Raw genomic sequence first — 14061 nt, forward strand, 5'->3', positions numbered from 1 at the left:
AGTAGAGAATAACCATATATAAAAAAAAGCCGCTTTATTTAGCGGCTTTTTTTTGTTACTGTTCAGGTTTCCATTTAATATTACAGCCAATACTGGGCTTTTGTGTTTTTGTGTTTTCTTCATGGTTTAAAAGGCATTCTAGGGCGTGCCTTATATCTGCTCCAGTAACGGGAATTTCGTTGCCTGGTCTAGAGTCGTCCAATTGGCCGCGATAAATCAGTTTTAAATCTTGGTCAAACACATAAAAATCTGGAGTACAAGCAGCGTTATACGCTTTGGCGACTTTCTGGGTTTGGTCGTAGAGATACGGGAAAATAAAATCCTGATCTATGGCATTTTGCTTCATTTTGTCTGGCGCATCATCGGGATAGTTGGCAACATCGTTACTGGAAATAGCAATGGTGTTAATCCCTTTACTTTTATAGTCTTTTGCCAATTGGCTTAACTCGTGATTAATGTGTTTAACAAAAGGGCAATGGTTGCAAATAAAAGCCATTAAAGTGCCATTAATGCCTTTTAGGTTGTCTAGCGAAAAGGTTTCTCCAGAAACGGTATCTTGCAAGATAAAATGAGGCGCATTGGTGCCTAAGGGAAGCATATTTGAAGGAGTTCGTGCCATTTTTGTGTGCTTTTTTTCAAATGTCGCAAATATTTATACTTTTAGAAAATGAAAAAACCCATAAATTTTGAAGATTTTGTTAAAATAGATCTTCGCGTAGGTACAATATGTGCTGTTAACGATTTTCCAAAGGCTAGAAAACCAGCTTATCAGTTGGTTATAGATTTTGGCCCCTTAGGAATTAAAAAATCCTCGGCACAAATAACAACCTTATATAGTAAAGCCGATTTGCTAAACAAGCAAATTGTTGCTGTTGTTAACTTTCCTAAAAAGCAAATCGCTAATTTTATGAGCGAGTGCTTAGTGGTAGGCGCAGTAAAAGAAGCCGATGTGTTTTTGCTTAGCCCAGAACATCAGGTCCCTAATGGCAGTAGTATCTCGTAATTTATGCAGGAGTTAGATTTGGTAAAACTAAACTTTAGTACCCAAGGCCTGTGGGTTTTAAACATCGCCTTGGCTATTGTAATGTTTGGTGTTGCCCTTGGCATTACGTTAGACGATTTTAAGCGCTTAATCAAGTTGCCTAGGCTGTTGTTTTTGGGGCTTTTGTCTCAGTTTGTTCTGTTGCCTCTGGTCACTTTTGCTTTTGTTTGGGCGACCAACCCGCAGCCTAGTATTGCCTTAGGCATGTTTATGGTAGCAGCTTGCCCCGGTGGAAATATTTCTAATTTTATGACCCATTTGGCTAAGGGAAATACAGCATTGTCGGTAAGTTTAACAGCTTTTACAACACTTATGGCCATTGTAATGACCCCATTTAACTTTCAGCTTTATAGCAGTTTGCACCAACCTACGGCTGGCCTATTACGGGATGTGGCACTAAGCCCTGTGGAGGTGTTGAAGGTTGTTGGAATGGTTTTAGGATTGCCCCTAATTTTGGGCATGCTTGTTAGATACCGATTTCCAGAGCGAGGTATTAAGCTGTCTAAAGGGTTAAAACCGTTTTCTATTGTGGTGTTTGTAGCCATTGTATGTATCGCTTTTTCTAAAAATTTTGATGTTTTTACAGGCTACGTAGATCGCGTATTGGTCTTGGGCATTGGCCATAACATCTTGGCTCTATTTTTAGGGTGGTGTTTGGCCAAAAGCTTTGGTGTTTCGCTTATGGACAGAAAAGCCATAACGCTGGAAACGGGCATACAAAACTCGGGCTTGGGGTTGCTCTTGATTTTTACTTTTTTCGATGGGTTGGGCGGCATGGCCATTATGGCTGCTTTTTGGGGCATTTGGCATGTGGTTTCGGGCTTGGTTTTAGCGTATGTATGGTCTTTTAAAACAACAACCCATTGAAACATATTTGGCTACATACGGTAAGAGCCTATGTGCGATTGGGCTTGTACTTTTATTACAAAAGGATTAGGGTTGTTAGGCAGGCGCCTATTCCTAAACAGGCACCTATTATTTTTTTAAGCAACCACCAGAATGCTTTGGTCGATGCCCTTTTAATCGCGACAACCAGCACCCGATTTACCTATTTTTTAACCCGAGCGAGTGTGTTTAAGCACCCTATTGTAGCCAAGTTGTTAAGTAGCGTACAAATGCTTCCTGTGTTTCGGGTAAGGGATGGCTGGCAGACCATTAAAAACAATCACAATACTTTTGACCATTGTGTGGCATTGCTTGGCCAAAACAAAACAGTGTCGCTTTTTCCAGAGGGCAACCATAACATAAAACGCACTGTTAGGCCATTAAGCAAAGGGTTTACCAGAATTGTTTTAGATACGTTAAAGGCTCACCCCACTTTAGAGCTTAAACTTGTACCGGTGGGATTAAATTATCGGGAGGGAACAAGGTTTCCCGATGCGGTTACGTTAATGTACGGGAAAGCGATAGAGGTTCGGGAGCTGCTTAAAACCGAAACAAACGACCAAAAGGCTTCTATGCTCTTAAAGCAAAACGTTCAAGAAGCTCTAAAAACACTAACCACACATATTGCTCCAGAGCATTACGAAACGCATTTGGAGCACTTGCATGAACAGCAAGCAGACTTTTTTTATCCAGAACACCTAAACGCTAGCTTGGCTTCGGGGGGTGTGACCTACACCGGGCCAACATATAAAAGGTCTTTTGGTATGTTAAGAGGTGTTTTTAAAAGATTACTAATATTTAATCTGTGGTTGCCCTTTTTGGTTTGGCGTTATAAGGTGCTTCCAAAAATTAAAGAGGTGGAGTTTATTGCAACCTTTCGGTTTGCTTTGGCCATTACTTTGGTGCCGTTATGGTTGTTGCTGGTAGCTTGTATTGTAGGCGCTGTTTTTGGATGGGCGTTTGGAGCGTGGTATTTGGGGGCATCCTTAGCCTTAGCCTTGGTGTATGTTAAGATGTAGCAAAAAAAAACTGCTTGGAGAAAGCAGTTTTTTAGTGGGTTAAATATCGTCAAAATCGATATCGGTGAATTTTTCAGGCGATGTTGTTGCAACCACCTCTTCAGAGTCGAAGGTGTCGTTATCGCTATCAAAATGTTCCTTTTTAAAATCTTTTTGGTGTCTTTCGCTAATAACTTCTTCTCCTTTTTCGTTAATGATATAATCGGTCATTTCCTGTAGGATATCATTAAATTCGCTAAAATCCTCTTTGTATAAGTAGATTTTGTGTTTTTTGTAATGGAAGGAGCCGTCGTCGTTTGTAAATTTTTTACTTTCTGTAATGGTTAGGTAATAATCTCCTGCTTTTGTAGATCTTACATCAAAGAAATAGGTTCTTCTCCCTGCTCTTAATACTTTTGAAAAAATCTCTTCTTTCTCCATCATAATCATTTAAATTCGTATTGTTTTGTTAAAAACGTAATAAATTAAGTTGTCCAAAAATCTAAAAAAAATACAAATCGACCAACAAAAATGCCATTTCTTTTTAGGGGACTATTTTCCTGTTAAACTTATTCGCTTAACTGTTTTAAATATAGGTCTTTATAATATCCGTTCTGTTTTACAAGCGAGCTGTGGTTGCCACTTTGTATGATGTTTCCGTTGTCTAGGACAATAATATGATCGGCATTTTTTGCCGAAGAAACCCGGTGGCTTACAATTATGGTTGTTTTGTTTTTTGAAAGGGTGTTTAAGTGCTTGAGGATTTTCTCTTCGGTTTCTGTATCTACGGCCGATAGCGAGTCGTCTAGCAGTAATATTACGGGGTCTTTAACAATGGCACGGGCAATAGAAACACGTTGTTTTTGCCCTCCCGATAGGGTAATGCCCCTTTCGCCCAGCACCGTATCGTACCCTTTGTTAAACTTAACAATGTTTTTATGAACTTGGGCTTGTTTGGCCGCCGTGATAACATCTTCATCGGTGGCATCTTCCTTACCAAACTTAATGTTGTTTTTAATGGTGTCGGAAAACAAGAAGGCATCTTGCGGCACATAGCCAATGGCATTTCTTAAATCGGTGAGGTTTATGTGGTCTATGGGTTTTCCGTCAATTAATAATTCTCCACCTTCAATGTCGTACAAACGGCCAATTAAATCAAGGATGGTCGATTTTCCTGAGCCTGTTTTACCAATAATAGCAAGGGTTTTGCCTTTTTCTAGAGTGAAAGAAACGCCCTTTAAGGCCTGAATGTTAGTATCGTCGTAGGTAAAGGACACATTTTTAAAACTAATGTTTCCTTCTATAACATGGCGCTCTTGGGTTTTGTTGGCAATTTCTGGGGTGAGTTTTAAAAAGGCATTAATGCGTTTTTGGGAGGCTTCTGCCTGTTGAACAATAGAGGTTACCCAGCCCACCGTAGCTACAGGCCAGGTTAGCATGTTAACATAAATAATAAACTCGGCAATGGTGCCTAAGCTTTCAATTTCCCCATCGATGTATTGTTTACCGCCTATGTAAATAACCATTAAATTACTTATACCAATGAGGAGGATCATCATAGGAAAGAAAAACGACCTTACTTTAACCAAATCGAGTTGCTTTTGACGGCTCTCTTCAGAAAGACTATTAAAATCTGCCGCTGTTTGAGGTTCTATCCCATAGGCTTTCACAATTGAAATGCCGCTAAAAGTTTCTTGGGTAGAAGACGATAGCTTAGACAGGTATTCCTGTACAACCGTACTTCGTTTATGGATTTCCTTACTTAGTTTGTATATAGCTACCGATAGGATAGGGAGGGGCAACACCGTGTACAAGGTTAGCTTAGGCGCTTGGTTAAACATGTAAATAAGGGCAATAATAAAAAGCGTAATGGTGTTAATGCTGTACATAATGGCTGGGCCAGCATACATGCGTACGCGGCTAACATCTTCGGTAATACGGTTCATTAAATCGCCGGTGCGGTTTTGCTTGTAAAAGTTTAAGGACAGTTGTTGGTACTTTTGGTATACTTCGTTTTTAAGGTCGAATTCAATATAACGCGAAACGTTAATAATGGTTTGTCGCATTAAGAAGGTAAAAATACCAGCCACAATCGAGGCGCCAATAATTAAGAGGATGTTTTCTAGTAAGGCCTGCTTAAAAACCGAAATATCTGTTATGGTATTGTTATTCCAGTGTTCTACCACGGTAAAAATCTCACGAACAAGTCTAGGGGTGAAAAGCAGAAAAATTCTGGCAACGATAGTAATAACAATGCCAAGAATGATTCGATATTTATATTTTAAAAAGTATTTATTAAGGTGCTGGAGTTCTTTCATTTGTTTAATTAGTACGAGCTACATTTTCTTTGTATTGTTTTTTTATTTATTGGTATAGTATGTTGCACATTTTATAAGATTAAGTTAATTTTGCACCGTGTTTTTGAAGAATTCTCAAAACACTTAATTATAACAAATTATTATGTTAACAGAGGTGAAAAAAAACAGCAAAGAACTTATGGCAGACCCAGTTTTTGGTCAGCTTTCATTTGACAATCACGAACAAGTCGTTTTTTGTAGCGACAAAGATACGGGATTACGAGCAATTATAGGTATTCATGACACAACTTTAGGCCCAGCCCTTGGTGGGACTAGAATGTGGGCCTACCAAAACGAATGGGAAGCTTTAAACGACGTGCTTCGTTTATCACGAGGGATGACCTACAAATCTGCGATTACAGGGTTGAACTTAGGAGGCGGAAAAGCCGTGATTATTGGCGATGCCAAAACACAAAAAACACCTGAGTTAATGAAAAAATTTGGGGAGTATGTGCACTCGTTAAGCGGGCGCTACATTACGGCCGAAGATGTTGGAATGGAAACTAGCGACATGGATTTGGTTCGTGAAGTGACTCCTTATGTTACTGGAATTTCAGAAGATAAAGGCGGGTCGGGCAACCCATCGCCTGTAACAGCCTATGGCGTTTTTATGGGCATGAAAGCTGCTGCAAAACATAAATTCGGTACCGATTTATTAGAAGGTAAACGTGTTTTTGTTCAAGGAATTGGGCACGTTGGCGAAGCGTTGGTAGAGAATTTAGTTGAAGACGGTGCCATAGTAACCATAGCCGATATAAATCAAGAGCGTTTGGCGTATGTGCGCGACAAATACGGAGTTACCATTTACGGCGGCAACGACCTTTACACCGAAAGCATGGACATTTATGCACCTTGTGCTTTAGGAGCCACTATAAACGACGATACGTTAAGCAAATTACAAGCTAAAGTAATTGCCGGTGCTGCCAACAACCAATTGGCCATAGAGGACAGACATGGTAAAATGTTGCAGGACAAAGGCATCGTGTACGCTCCAGATTTTTTAATCAATGCAGGAGGAATTATTAATGTTTACGCCGAATTGGAAGGGTATAACAAAGCCGAGATTATGCGTAAAACGGAAAATATTTACAACACCACCTTGGAGATATTAAACCATGCCGATGCTAACGGCATAACCTCTAACCAAGCCGCTTTAGAGCTGGCAAAAAAACGCATAGAGGCCAGAAAGCAAGAAAATAAAAGCTAATTGTATTAAAAATACTATTTTTGTAGGGCAAAACTCTTTAAAGGGTTTTGCCTTATTTAATTGTAATAAAGTTCTTTTAAATGCTTAATAGAAGACACATTCGAATAAAAGTCATGCAAACTGTTTATGCCTTTAAAGGCGGCGAGAGCGGTGCTTTCGATAAAGAACAGAAGTTTTTGTTGCAGAGTTTAGACAAAACATACAACCTATACCTTTTAATGCTGTCTTTGCTTATAGAGGTTCAAAAAAAAGCCCAGGATCACCTCAACAAGAGCATGCAAAAGCACTTGGCTACCGAGGCCGATAAAAACCCCAACAGAAAACTGGTTAACAACGAAGTTTTACAACTGCTAATGGCTAGCGAACCATTGCAAGAAGCTCTGGAAGATTATAAAATAACCCACTGGCATTTTGACGATGAGTATGTCGATATTGTGTTTAAAGAGCTGTTGGCCAGCCCACTTTATGCCGATTACATGAAAACCAGAGTGTCCGACTTTAAAGAAGATAAACTCTTTTTAATCGACCTTTACCGCGATATTATTGCGCCAAACGAAAAACTTTACGATTATTTAGAAGATACCCACATGACCTGGGTAGACGACTTACCCCTAGTTAACACAGCCATTTTAAAGCTGTTACGTAAAGTTAAACCCAATGCCCCTTCGCGTTTCTTTACACCAGAATTGTATAAAGACGATGACGATAAGGATTTTGCCGTGTCTCTGTTTAGAAAAACTATACTAAACCAAACAGCATTTAAAAAAATTGTTGAAGACCGTACCAAAAATTGGGATTCCGACCGTATTGCCGACATAGATTATGTGTTGCTTATAATGGCCATATGCGAAATTAACAAATTCCCGTCAATACCAGTAAAAGTAACTATTAACGAGTATCTGGAAATCGCCAAAGAATACTCTACTCCCAAAAGTAGTATCTTTATTAATGGAATTTTAGATAAGCTTGTAAAAGAGCTTCAAGAAAGCGATACCTTAAATAAAACAGGGCGGGGGTTGATGTAAACAGAATAAATTAGTACATTTACTGACTTTAAAAATAAACATTAAATTAAAAAATTAGCCCAATGAAAAAAGTAGTATTAGGTTTAGCAGCCCTTTGTATGGTTGCTTTCACGTCTTGTAAAGAAGATGCTTCGAAGAAAATTGATGAGAACAATGTAGCAGAAGCAGCAGAAAGAGATGCCAACGCTTCTAAGTTTCCTGTAATGACTTTCGAAAAAACCGAGCATGATTTTGGTGAAATTGAGAGCAAAACACAAGTAGAAACTGTTTTTAAATATACTAACACAGGTGAAGCACCATTAGTAATTACCGATATTAAAAGTACCTGTGGTTGTACCGTTCCTAAAGATTGGGACAAAGCACCATTGCAACCAGGCGATACTGGCGAGTTTACTGTAAAGTTTAACGGCTCTGGAAAAAACAAAGTAACCAAAACGGTTACAGTTACTGCCAATACTAAAACTGGTAATGAGCAAGTAAAAATTACAGCTTTTGTAAAAGCAGACCCTAATGCCGCCGTTCAACCAGCTAAAGCAATGGTACCACAAGTAAAATAATATGGGAGAAGGGATTGCAAGTTTTTTGCCTTTCATCTTAATGTTTGCTGTGATCTATTTCTTTATGATCGCACCGCAAATGAGAAAGCAAAAACAAGAAAAAAAGTTTGCCGCCGAACTTAAAAAAGGCGATAAAATAATTACTAAAAGTGGCTTACACGGGAAGATTGTTGAGTTAAACGACAAAGACAGTTCTTGTGTGATAGAAACCCTAGCAGGAAAAATTAAATTTGAACGCTCGGCAATTTCTATGGAGTTAAGCAAGAGCTTAAATGCCCCTGCAAAAACAAAGTAACCCACGTTTATATAAAATTAAAGCGCCTCCAAGTGGAGGCGCTTTTTTTGTTTAACAATTTTTGTATTTGTCGTACAAACCACAACCTTGTAAAATAAGCGGTTTAATTTTATCCAGTCTAGAGTGTTTGGTCGCCTCTCTTTTGGCGCTTGTAATATAGTCGCAGTACTCCCTTTGTTTTCCCGGTGTTAAGGCGTTAAAGCTTTGCAATAGGTTTTTTTCCTGTTTTAAAGCAGCTTTAAGAAGTTCCGGAACCTCTACAGTGCGGCCCTTTTTTTCTGGTTTAAGCTGTTTGCCTAGTTTTTGATTTTCGATGGCTTCTTTAACATAGGCCAGAACCAAGTTGGCATCAATATCTGCAAGTTTAGTAAAGCGCATTTGGCGTAAGGCTTTGGTTTTTTCCTGTGCCTGCTCCAAAACGTTTTTTTCATCTTTTAAAAACACGCCGTTAAAAAACCAAATGCCAAAATGGTTTTTAAAGGCACCTAAACCAACAGTGTTTTTGCCATCGACAGTGTAAACCGGCGCGCCCCATTTTAAAGTTTCTTCCATAGCGGTAGAGCGCATAATTTGCCGCAATTGTGTTAAGGCCTCAGCAAATTTTTCGTGTTTTTCAATGTATCCTTCTACCGTAGTAATTTTTCCCATAAGGCTATTTTCAGATTTTGAATATTAAAATACAAAAAAAAGTTTTTTTAACGAGACTTATAATCAATCCCTTACAATTTCTTATTTAAAATAATTCTAAATAAATTTTTTTATGTCTTTTCTGAATGATAGTTTTGCGCATCTATTTAAAACAAGTCTAAATAAAAATAATACTCAAAATGCAAAAATGTTTACTGCTGTTTACTTGCCTAATGGCTCAACTTTGTTTGTCGCAAGCAAGTGTAACAGGAACCATAACCGAAAATAATGGAACGCCCATACCTTACGCTATTGTAAGTCTTTCAGAAGGTGCTTATGTCACCACCACCGATGAGGAGGGGCGCTTTATGTTACGAGAAGTTGCTTTAGGTACTCATAACATCACAGTCACATCAATGGGGTTCAATCCCATACAACAAAGCATTTCTATACAAACGCCTACCGTACACACATTTAATGTTTCAATGACCTTTAATAATGCCTTAAATACCGTTGAGGTTTTTGGAAGACGTCTTAAAAATCCAGATAAAATTGAAGCGTTAACACGTTTGCCTCTTGAACCTTATAAACAAATACAAAGCATCTCGATTATTGGCGAAAAGCTAATTGCAGATCAGGGAAACCTAACCATATCCGAAGCGACCAAAAATGTGCCTGGCGTATACACGTTTGCTACCTATGGCAACAAACGCGAAAGTATGTCGTCTAGAGGGTTTAGAGGAATTCCCATTCTTAAAAATGGGGTGCGTGTACACTCCGATTTTCGGGGTGTAGGCATCTTAACCGATATGCAAGGAGTAGACAACATTCAGGTGCTTAAAGGCGCTGCTTCTGTAACCCAAGGGGTCGCTACCGATCTTGGAAGCCCGGGAGGGGTGGTTAATATTGTTACCAAAACCCCTAAATACGATTTTGGTGGAGAAGTATCCCTACGGGTTGGAAGTTTTGGACACGTAAGGCCTACGTTCGATGTTTATGGCCCAATCGGGCAGTCTAAAAAAGTGGCTTTCCGGGTTAATGGCGCCTTAGAGCGCGCCGATAGCTACCGAAGCAAGATTTCTTCTGAACGGTTTTACATTAACCCATCTTTAGAATGGAAGATTGACGATAAATCGACCTTAACCTTGGAAATGGATTATTTTGATGACAGTAGAACCCCAGATTTAGGTACCGTAAACTTAGCAGAAAATGATGTGAATGCCATTTATAATTTGCCTCACGAACAATTTTTAGGGTTTAAGAACGATCGCTCGATAACACAAAACAGCACTTATGCCATACGGTTTAACAGACAGTTAAACAAAACATGGAACATGAAAGCTGCGTTTTACAAATCGCATTTGCAGTTAGAAGATAAAGGAGCAGGCCTAGGAAATGCGGTGGACGTAAATGGCGTAACAAATTATAACATGAGGACACGGAGCTATGCGGTATCGTCCAGATCAGACGACAATAGTGTTTTGCAGGTAGACCTTATAGGAAACGAGGTGTATACTGGAAAAATAAAGCACACCCTTCAAATGGGGTTCGATTACCGAGCGTCAAGCTACCAAACAAGCAGCCATACAGGAGGAACTTATGATACCAATGGCGATTTTGTACCGTTTTCAGATACTATAGACGTATTTGCTGATAACACACATACATTGCCTAATTTAGCTCTAGGAAATACGCGTTTGGGAGGCGGTAAAACAAGAGCTTTAGGAGTGGTAGCGCAAGATGTGGTGTCCTGGACCAATTGGTTTAAAACCTTTGTTGGCCTACGATACAGCACTACCGAAACTATAGGAGAGGTCGAGAACACAAAAAGCGACGCTTTTAATCCGTTAGGGGGACTTGTCTTTACACCAATCTCACAAATCAACATCTTTGCGTCGTATACCAATAGTGCTTACCCACGAACCGCAGCCAGATTAGGCGCCAATGGCGAACCTTTAGGAAATGAGCGTTACGATCAATTGGAGGCTGGGGTTAAAACCACTTGGCTAGACGATAGGTTGCGATTTAATGTCACGCTATTTAAAATAAACAACAAAGACATAAATCTACCTGTTTACGATGATACCTGGTCTACCATTCTGTATTATGAAAAAGGAGGGAATGACCAACGTCAAGGGGTTGAAGTAGAATTAACAGGCCGTATTTTAGATAACTTAGAAGTGATTACGGGCTATAGTTATATAGATGCACAGTACAAGGCTCATACGGCTTATGTTTATGGATCATCTCCTTTAAATACGCCAAAACATACTGCAAATGCGTATGCCAATTACCAATTTAAAGGTGCTTTAGAGGGGCTGTCGTTGGGAGCAGGAGCCTATTATACGGGAGAACGCCCTATAAACGATTGGAGTTCTGGTGCTGTTACCCATCAAGGCATTGTACCCAACCAAAAGCCTTTTCAGGTAGCTGCTTATACCTTAGTTAATGTCCAAGCCGCATACCAATTTAACGGGCATTGGAAAGCCAAGCTTTTGTTAAACAATGTGTTTAATGAAATAGGTTACAACGCCTATAGAACGCGGTTTATTAACCAAACAGACCCGAGAAGTTTTGCCGCAGTATTAACCTATTCGTTTTAAGAAGGGATGGCCAAAAAAAGTTATACATTAAAAACGTTTATTAACGACATCCACTTGTGGCTTGGTATCGCAAGTGGTGTTGTTTTGTTCTTAGTTTGTTTAAGCGGTACCATTTTAACTTTTGAAAAAGAGATAAAATCGGCTTTGGCAGAAACCCTAGAGGTAACGCCAAACGAAGGCGGGGCGTTGCCAATGGAAACATTAATCGCTAACCTAATACCTAAGGGACAGGTTTTAAGGGTAACCATACCGGCAGAAATCAACCAGCCGTATGTGTTTAGGGTTAAAACATCGCCTAGCGATAGGCGCGGCACAGTTGTTTATGTAAACCCATTTACGGGAGCTGCCTTACAACCGGAGAAGGGGCCTTTAGACGCTTTTTTTATGAGCATGTTTAAAATGCACCGTTGGATGCTTATGGACATTTCAATAGGGCGTCCTATTGTGGGCGTAGCAACTATTATCTTTCTTATCCTATCGGTAACGGGGCTGGTGTTGTGGTTTCCTAAAAAACTAAGTTGGAAGCAATTTAAGCCCAGGTTTAAGATTAAATGGTCGGCCAGTTGGAAGCGCATTAATTACGATTTGCACAATACCTTGGGATTTTATGCGTGTATTTTTTTAATCATCATGGCTTTAACAGGATTAAACTGGTCGTTCGATTGGTACAGAGCGGGTGCTAGCCAGGTTTTGGGTGCCAAAGTTTTTGATAGGAGCCAGCCTCAATTTAGCCTGAATGCAAGTGAAGCGCCAGAGCTGCCCTTAAAAAACATTCTTACGGTTGTTAACCAGTCGTTTGACTATAAGGGCGATGTTACCTTAAGTCTGCCTTCAGAAAAGGCCGATTTTTTCACCATAAGAAAGCAAAACGCCAAAGGGTTTTCGCCAGTGGTGAGTAACCGTTTGGTGGTGTCTAAACAAGGCGAGGTGTTGTTTAAGGAGATTTTTTCTGAAAAACCATGGAATGCTCAAATAGCGGCCTTGATTAAACCCATACATACCGGCGAGATTTTTGGCAGTTTTTCTAAGGTGATTTATTTTCTGGGGTGTTTAATAGCGACGAGCTTGCCCATAACGGGAACGCTTATTTGGCTGAATAAACTTAAAAAGAAACGTAAAAAGAAAAAAGCAGCCACGGTTTAGTGGCTGCTTTTATAGGAATTTTAAAAACGGTGTTTTATTGGTGTTTTGCTGCGGTTAATTCGGCGATTTTGCAAATAACCTCGGTCGCTTTAATAATGCTTTCTACAGGCACATATTCGTAACGCCCATGAAAGTTGTGGCCACCGGCAAAAATGTTGGGGCACGGCAAGCCCATATAGCTTAGTTGCGACCCATCGGTGCCACCGCGAATAGGCTTAATAATAGGCTCTATGCTCAGTTGTTTCATGGCATCTTCAGCAATATCGACTATGTGTTTTACGGGCTCGACCTTTTCTTTCATGTTGTAGTATTGGTCTGTAATCTCGATATGAACTGCTTCGTTTTCGTATTGGGAGTTTAGCTCGTTGGCCAATTTTTCCATAACGTCCTTGCGCGCCTCGAAATGATCTTTGTCGTGGTCACGAATAATGTATTCCAAAACAGTTTCTTCAACATCGCCTTTTATGTTGTGTAAGTGGAAAAACCCTTGGTAGCCTTCGGTGTGTTCTGGTGTTTCTAACCTAGGCAGCGAGTTAATAAACTCTGTGGCAATGTACATGGAGTTTATCATTTTGCCCTTGGCATAGCCAGGGTGTACAATTTTTCCTTTAATTTTTACAACAGCTCCAGCCGCGTTAAAATTTTCGTATTCTAATTCGCCTACTTGGCTGCCATCCATGGTGTAGGCCCAATCGGCACCAAATTTTTCGACATCAAATTTGTGTGCTCCGCGCCCAATTTCTTCATCTGGGGTAAAGCCTACCTTTATTTCGCCGTGTTTTATTTCGGGGTGCTGAATTAAATATTCCATGGCCGAAACAATTTCGCAAATCCCTGCTTTGTCATCGGCTCCTAAAAGTGTTGTGCCATCGGTAGTAATTAATGTTTGTCCAATATACAGCTTTAGGTCGTCGAAATAGTCTGGAGAGAGTACAATGCCTGCTTCTTTATTTAATAGAATGTCATTGCCGTCGTAATTAGGAATGACTTTAGGGTTAACATTTGCCCCAGTAAAATCTGGCGAGGTATCGAAGTGGGAAATAAAACCAATGGTTGGTACGTGGTGCTCAACATTGCTAGGCAAGGTGGCCATAATGTAAGCATTTTCGTCTATGGTTACCTCGGTTAAGCCAATGGCTTTAAGTTCGTCTACCAGTTTATTGGCCAAATCCCATTGCTTTTCGGTACTTGGTGTGGTATTCGATTTTGGGTCGGACTCCGTGTCAATCGTTACATAGCTTATAAAGCGATCAATAATCTGTTGTTTGTTTATCATTGTGAAGTTTTGTGGTAGTTAATAACAAAAATCGTTTTCAAAAATA

Annotated in this window: 14 protein-coding genes; 9 read left to right on the forward strand and 5 right to left on the reverse strand. The window is 39.8% G+C overall.

Annotated features, from left to right (window positions below; all coding sequences use genetic code 11):
* Positions 1-55: 55 nt before the first annotated feature.
* Positions 56-619 (reverse strand): thioredoxin family protein, encoded by a 564-nt coding sequence (locus IA57_RS09590; RefSeq protein ID WP_036122546.1) that lies wholly within the window; start codon positions 617-619, stop codon positions 56-58.
* Between the two features lie 48 nt (positions 620-667).
* Here IA57_RS09590 and IA57_RS09595 point away from each other — a divergent pair, with 48 nt between their 5' ends.
* Genes IA57_RS09595 through IA57_RS09605 form a run of 3 tightly spaced genes read left to right on the forward strand, consistent with a single transcriptional unit; the run spans position 668 to position 2946 of the window.
* On the forward strand, positions 668-1003 hold the full coding sequence (locus IA57_RS09595; RefSeq protein ID WP_036122549.1) for a tRNA-binding protein: 336 nt from the start codon (positions 668-670) through the stop codon (positions 1001-1003).
* Between the two features lie 3 nt (positions 1004-1006).
* Positions 1007-1909 carry a bile acid:sodium symporter family protein gene (locus IA57_RS09600; protein WP_036122552.1) on the forward strand — a complete coding sequence of 301 codons (903 nt, stop codon included), beginning with the start codon at positions 1007-1009 and terminating at the stop codon, positions 1907-1909.
* Complete coding sequence (locus IA57_RS09605; RefSeq protein ID WP_117595845.1) at positions 1906-2946, forward strand: 1-acyl-sn-glycerol-3-phosphate acyltransferase; 1041 nt, start codon at positions 1906-1908, stop codon at positions 2944-2946. Before IA57_RS09600 ends, IA57_RS09605 begins: the two co-directional genes overlap by 4 nt.
* 39 nt (positions 2947-2985) lie before the next feature.
* Here IA57_RS09605 and IA57_RS09610 read toward each other — a convergent pair whose 3' ends face one another.
* Entirely contained in the window at positions 2986-3369 is a 384-nt protein-coding gene (locus IA57_RS09610; protein ID WP_117595847.1) for a PUR family DNA/RNA-binding protein, read from the reverse strand.
* Between the two features lie 125 nt (positions 3370-3494).
* Positions 3495-5243, reverse strand: coding sequence for an ABC transporter ATP-binding protein (locus IA57_RS09615; RefSeq protein WP_036122558.1), 1749 nt, complete (start codon positions 5241-5243; stop codon positions 3495-3497).
* A 142-nt stretch (positions 5244-5385) separates the two neighbouring features.
* Here IA57_RS09615 and IA57_RS09620 point away from each other — a divergent pair, with 142 nt between their 5' ends.
* From IA57_RS09620 to yajC, 4 genes are all read left to right on the forward strand, one after another.
* Positions 5386-6489 (forward strand): Leu/Phe/Val dehydrogenase, encoded by a 1104-nt coding sequence (locus IA57_RS09620; RefSeq protein WP_036122561.1) that lies wholly within the window; start codon positions 5386-5388, stop codon positions 6487-6489.
* A gap of 80 nt (positions 6490-6569) precedes the next feature.
* Complete coding sequence (nusB, locus tag IA57_RS09625) at positions 6570-7514, forward strand: transcription antitermination factor NusB (protein WP_084176746.1); 945 nt, start codon at positions 6570-6572, stop codon at positions 7512-7514.
* 62 nt (positions 7515-7576) lie between these two features.
* Positions 7577-8071, forward strand: coding sequence for a DUF1573 domain-containing protein (locus IA57_RS09630; protein ID WP_036122566.1), 495 nt, complete (start codon positions 7577-7579; stop codon positions 8069-8071).
* Position 8072: 1 nt separating this feature from the next.
* On the forward strand, positions 8073-8366 hold the full coding sequence (yajC, locus tag IA57_RS09635; protein ID WP_036122568.1) for a preprotein translocase subunit YajC: 294 nt from the start codon (positions 8073-8075) through the stop codon (positions 8364-8366).
* Positions 8367-8417: 51 nt separating this feature from the next.
* On the opposite strand, the gene IA57_RS09640 is transcribed toward yajC, so the two are convergent.
* Positions 8418-9014 (reverse strand): YdeI/OmpD-associated family protein, encoded by a 597-nt coding sequence (locus IA57_RS09640; RefSeq protein ID WP_036122570.1) that lies wholly within the window; start codon positions 9012-9014, stop codon positions 8418-8420.
* Between the two features lie 179 nt (positions 9015-9193).
* Here IA57_RS09640 and IA57_RS09645 point away from each other — a divergent pair, with 179 nt between their 5' ends.
* Positions 9194-11596 (forward strand): TonB-dependent siderophore receptor, encoded by a 2403-nt coding sequence (locus tag IA57_RS09645; protein ID WP_036122572.1) that lies wholly within the window; start codon positions 9194-9196, stop codon positions 11594-11596.
* A 6-nt stretch (positions 11597-11602) separates the two neighbouring features.
* Positions 11603-12739 (forward strand): PepSY-associated TM helix domain-containing protein, encoded by a 1137-nt coding sequence (locus IA57_RS09650; protein WP_036122576.1) that lies wholly within the window; start codon positions 11603-11605, stop codon positions 12737-12739.
* Between the two features lie 34 nt (positions 12740-12773).
* Here the strand turns inward: IA57_RS09650 and pepT are convergent, their stop codons facing one another.
* Entirely contained in the window at positions 12774-14015 is a 1242-nt protein-coding gene (gene pepT / locus IA57_RS09655; RefSeq protein ID WP_036122579.1) for a peptidase T, read from the reverse strand.
* Positions 14016-14061: the final 46 nt, after the last annotated feature.

It is taken from the genome of Mangrovimonas yunxiaonensis (assembly GCF_000733475.1).
Taxonomy (GTDB): Bacteria; Bacteroidota; Bacteroidia; order Flavobacteriales; family Flavobacteriaceae; genus Mangrovimonas; species Mangrovimonas yunxiaonensis.

Excerpts from the sequence above, each read along its gene's own strand:
- IA57_RS09590 (WP_036122546.1), bottom strand. The coding sequence starts at position 619 with ATGGCACGAACTCCTTCAAATATGCTTCCCTTAGGCACCAATGCGCCT.
- IA57_RS09595 (WP_036122549.1), top strand. The coding sequence starts at position 668 with ATGAAAAAACCCATAAATTTTGAAGATTTTGTTAAAATAGATCTTCGC.
- IA57_RS09600 (WP_036122552.1), top strand. The coding sequence starts at position 1,007 with ATGCAGGAGTTAGATTTGGTAAAACTAAACTTTAGTACCCAAGGCCTG.
- IA57_RS09610 (WP_117595847.1), bottom strand. The coding sequence starts at position 3,369 with ATGATGGAGAAAGAAGAGATTTTTTCAAAAGTATTAAGAGCAGGGAGA.
- IA57_RS09615 (WP_036122558.1), bottom strand. The coding sequence starts at position 5,243 with ATGAAAGAACTCCAGCACCTTAATAAATACTTTTTAAAATATAAATAT.
- IA57_RS09620 (WP_036122561.1), top strand. The coding sequence starts at position 5,386 with ATGTTAACAGAGGTGAAAAAAAACAGCAAAGAACTTATGGCAGACCCA.
- nusB (WP_084176746.1), top strand. The coding sequence starts at position 6,570 with ATGCTTAATAGAAGACACATTCGAATAAAAGTCATGCAAACTGTTTAT.
- IA57_RS09630 (WP_036122566.1), top strand. The coding sequence starts at position 7,577 with ATGAAAAAAGTAGTATTAGGTTTAGCAGCCCTTTGTATGGTTGCTTTC.
- yajC (WP_036122568.1), top strand. The coding sequence starts at position 8,073 with ATGGGAGAAGGGATTGCAAGTTTTTTGCCTTTCATCTTAATGTTTGCT.
- IA57_RS09640 (WP_036122570.1), bottom strand. The coding sequence starts at position 9,014 with ATGGGAAAAATTACTACGGTAGAAGGATACATTGAAAAACACGAAAAA.
- IA57_RS09645 (WP_036122572.1), top strand. The coding sequence starts at position 9,194 with ATGCAAAAATGTTTACTGCTGTTTACTTGCCTAATGGCTCAACTTTGT.
- IA57_RS09650 (WP_036122576.1), top strand. The coding sequence starts at position 11,603 with ATGGCCAAAAAAAGTTATACATTAAAAACGTTTATTAACGACATCCAC.
- pepT (WP_036122579.1), bottom strand. The coding sequence starts at position 14,015 with ATGATAAACAAACAACAGATTATTGATCGCTTTATAAGCTATGTAACG.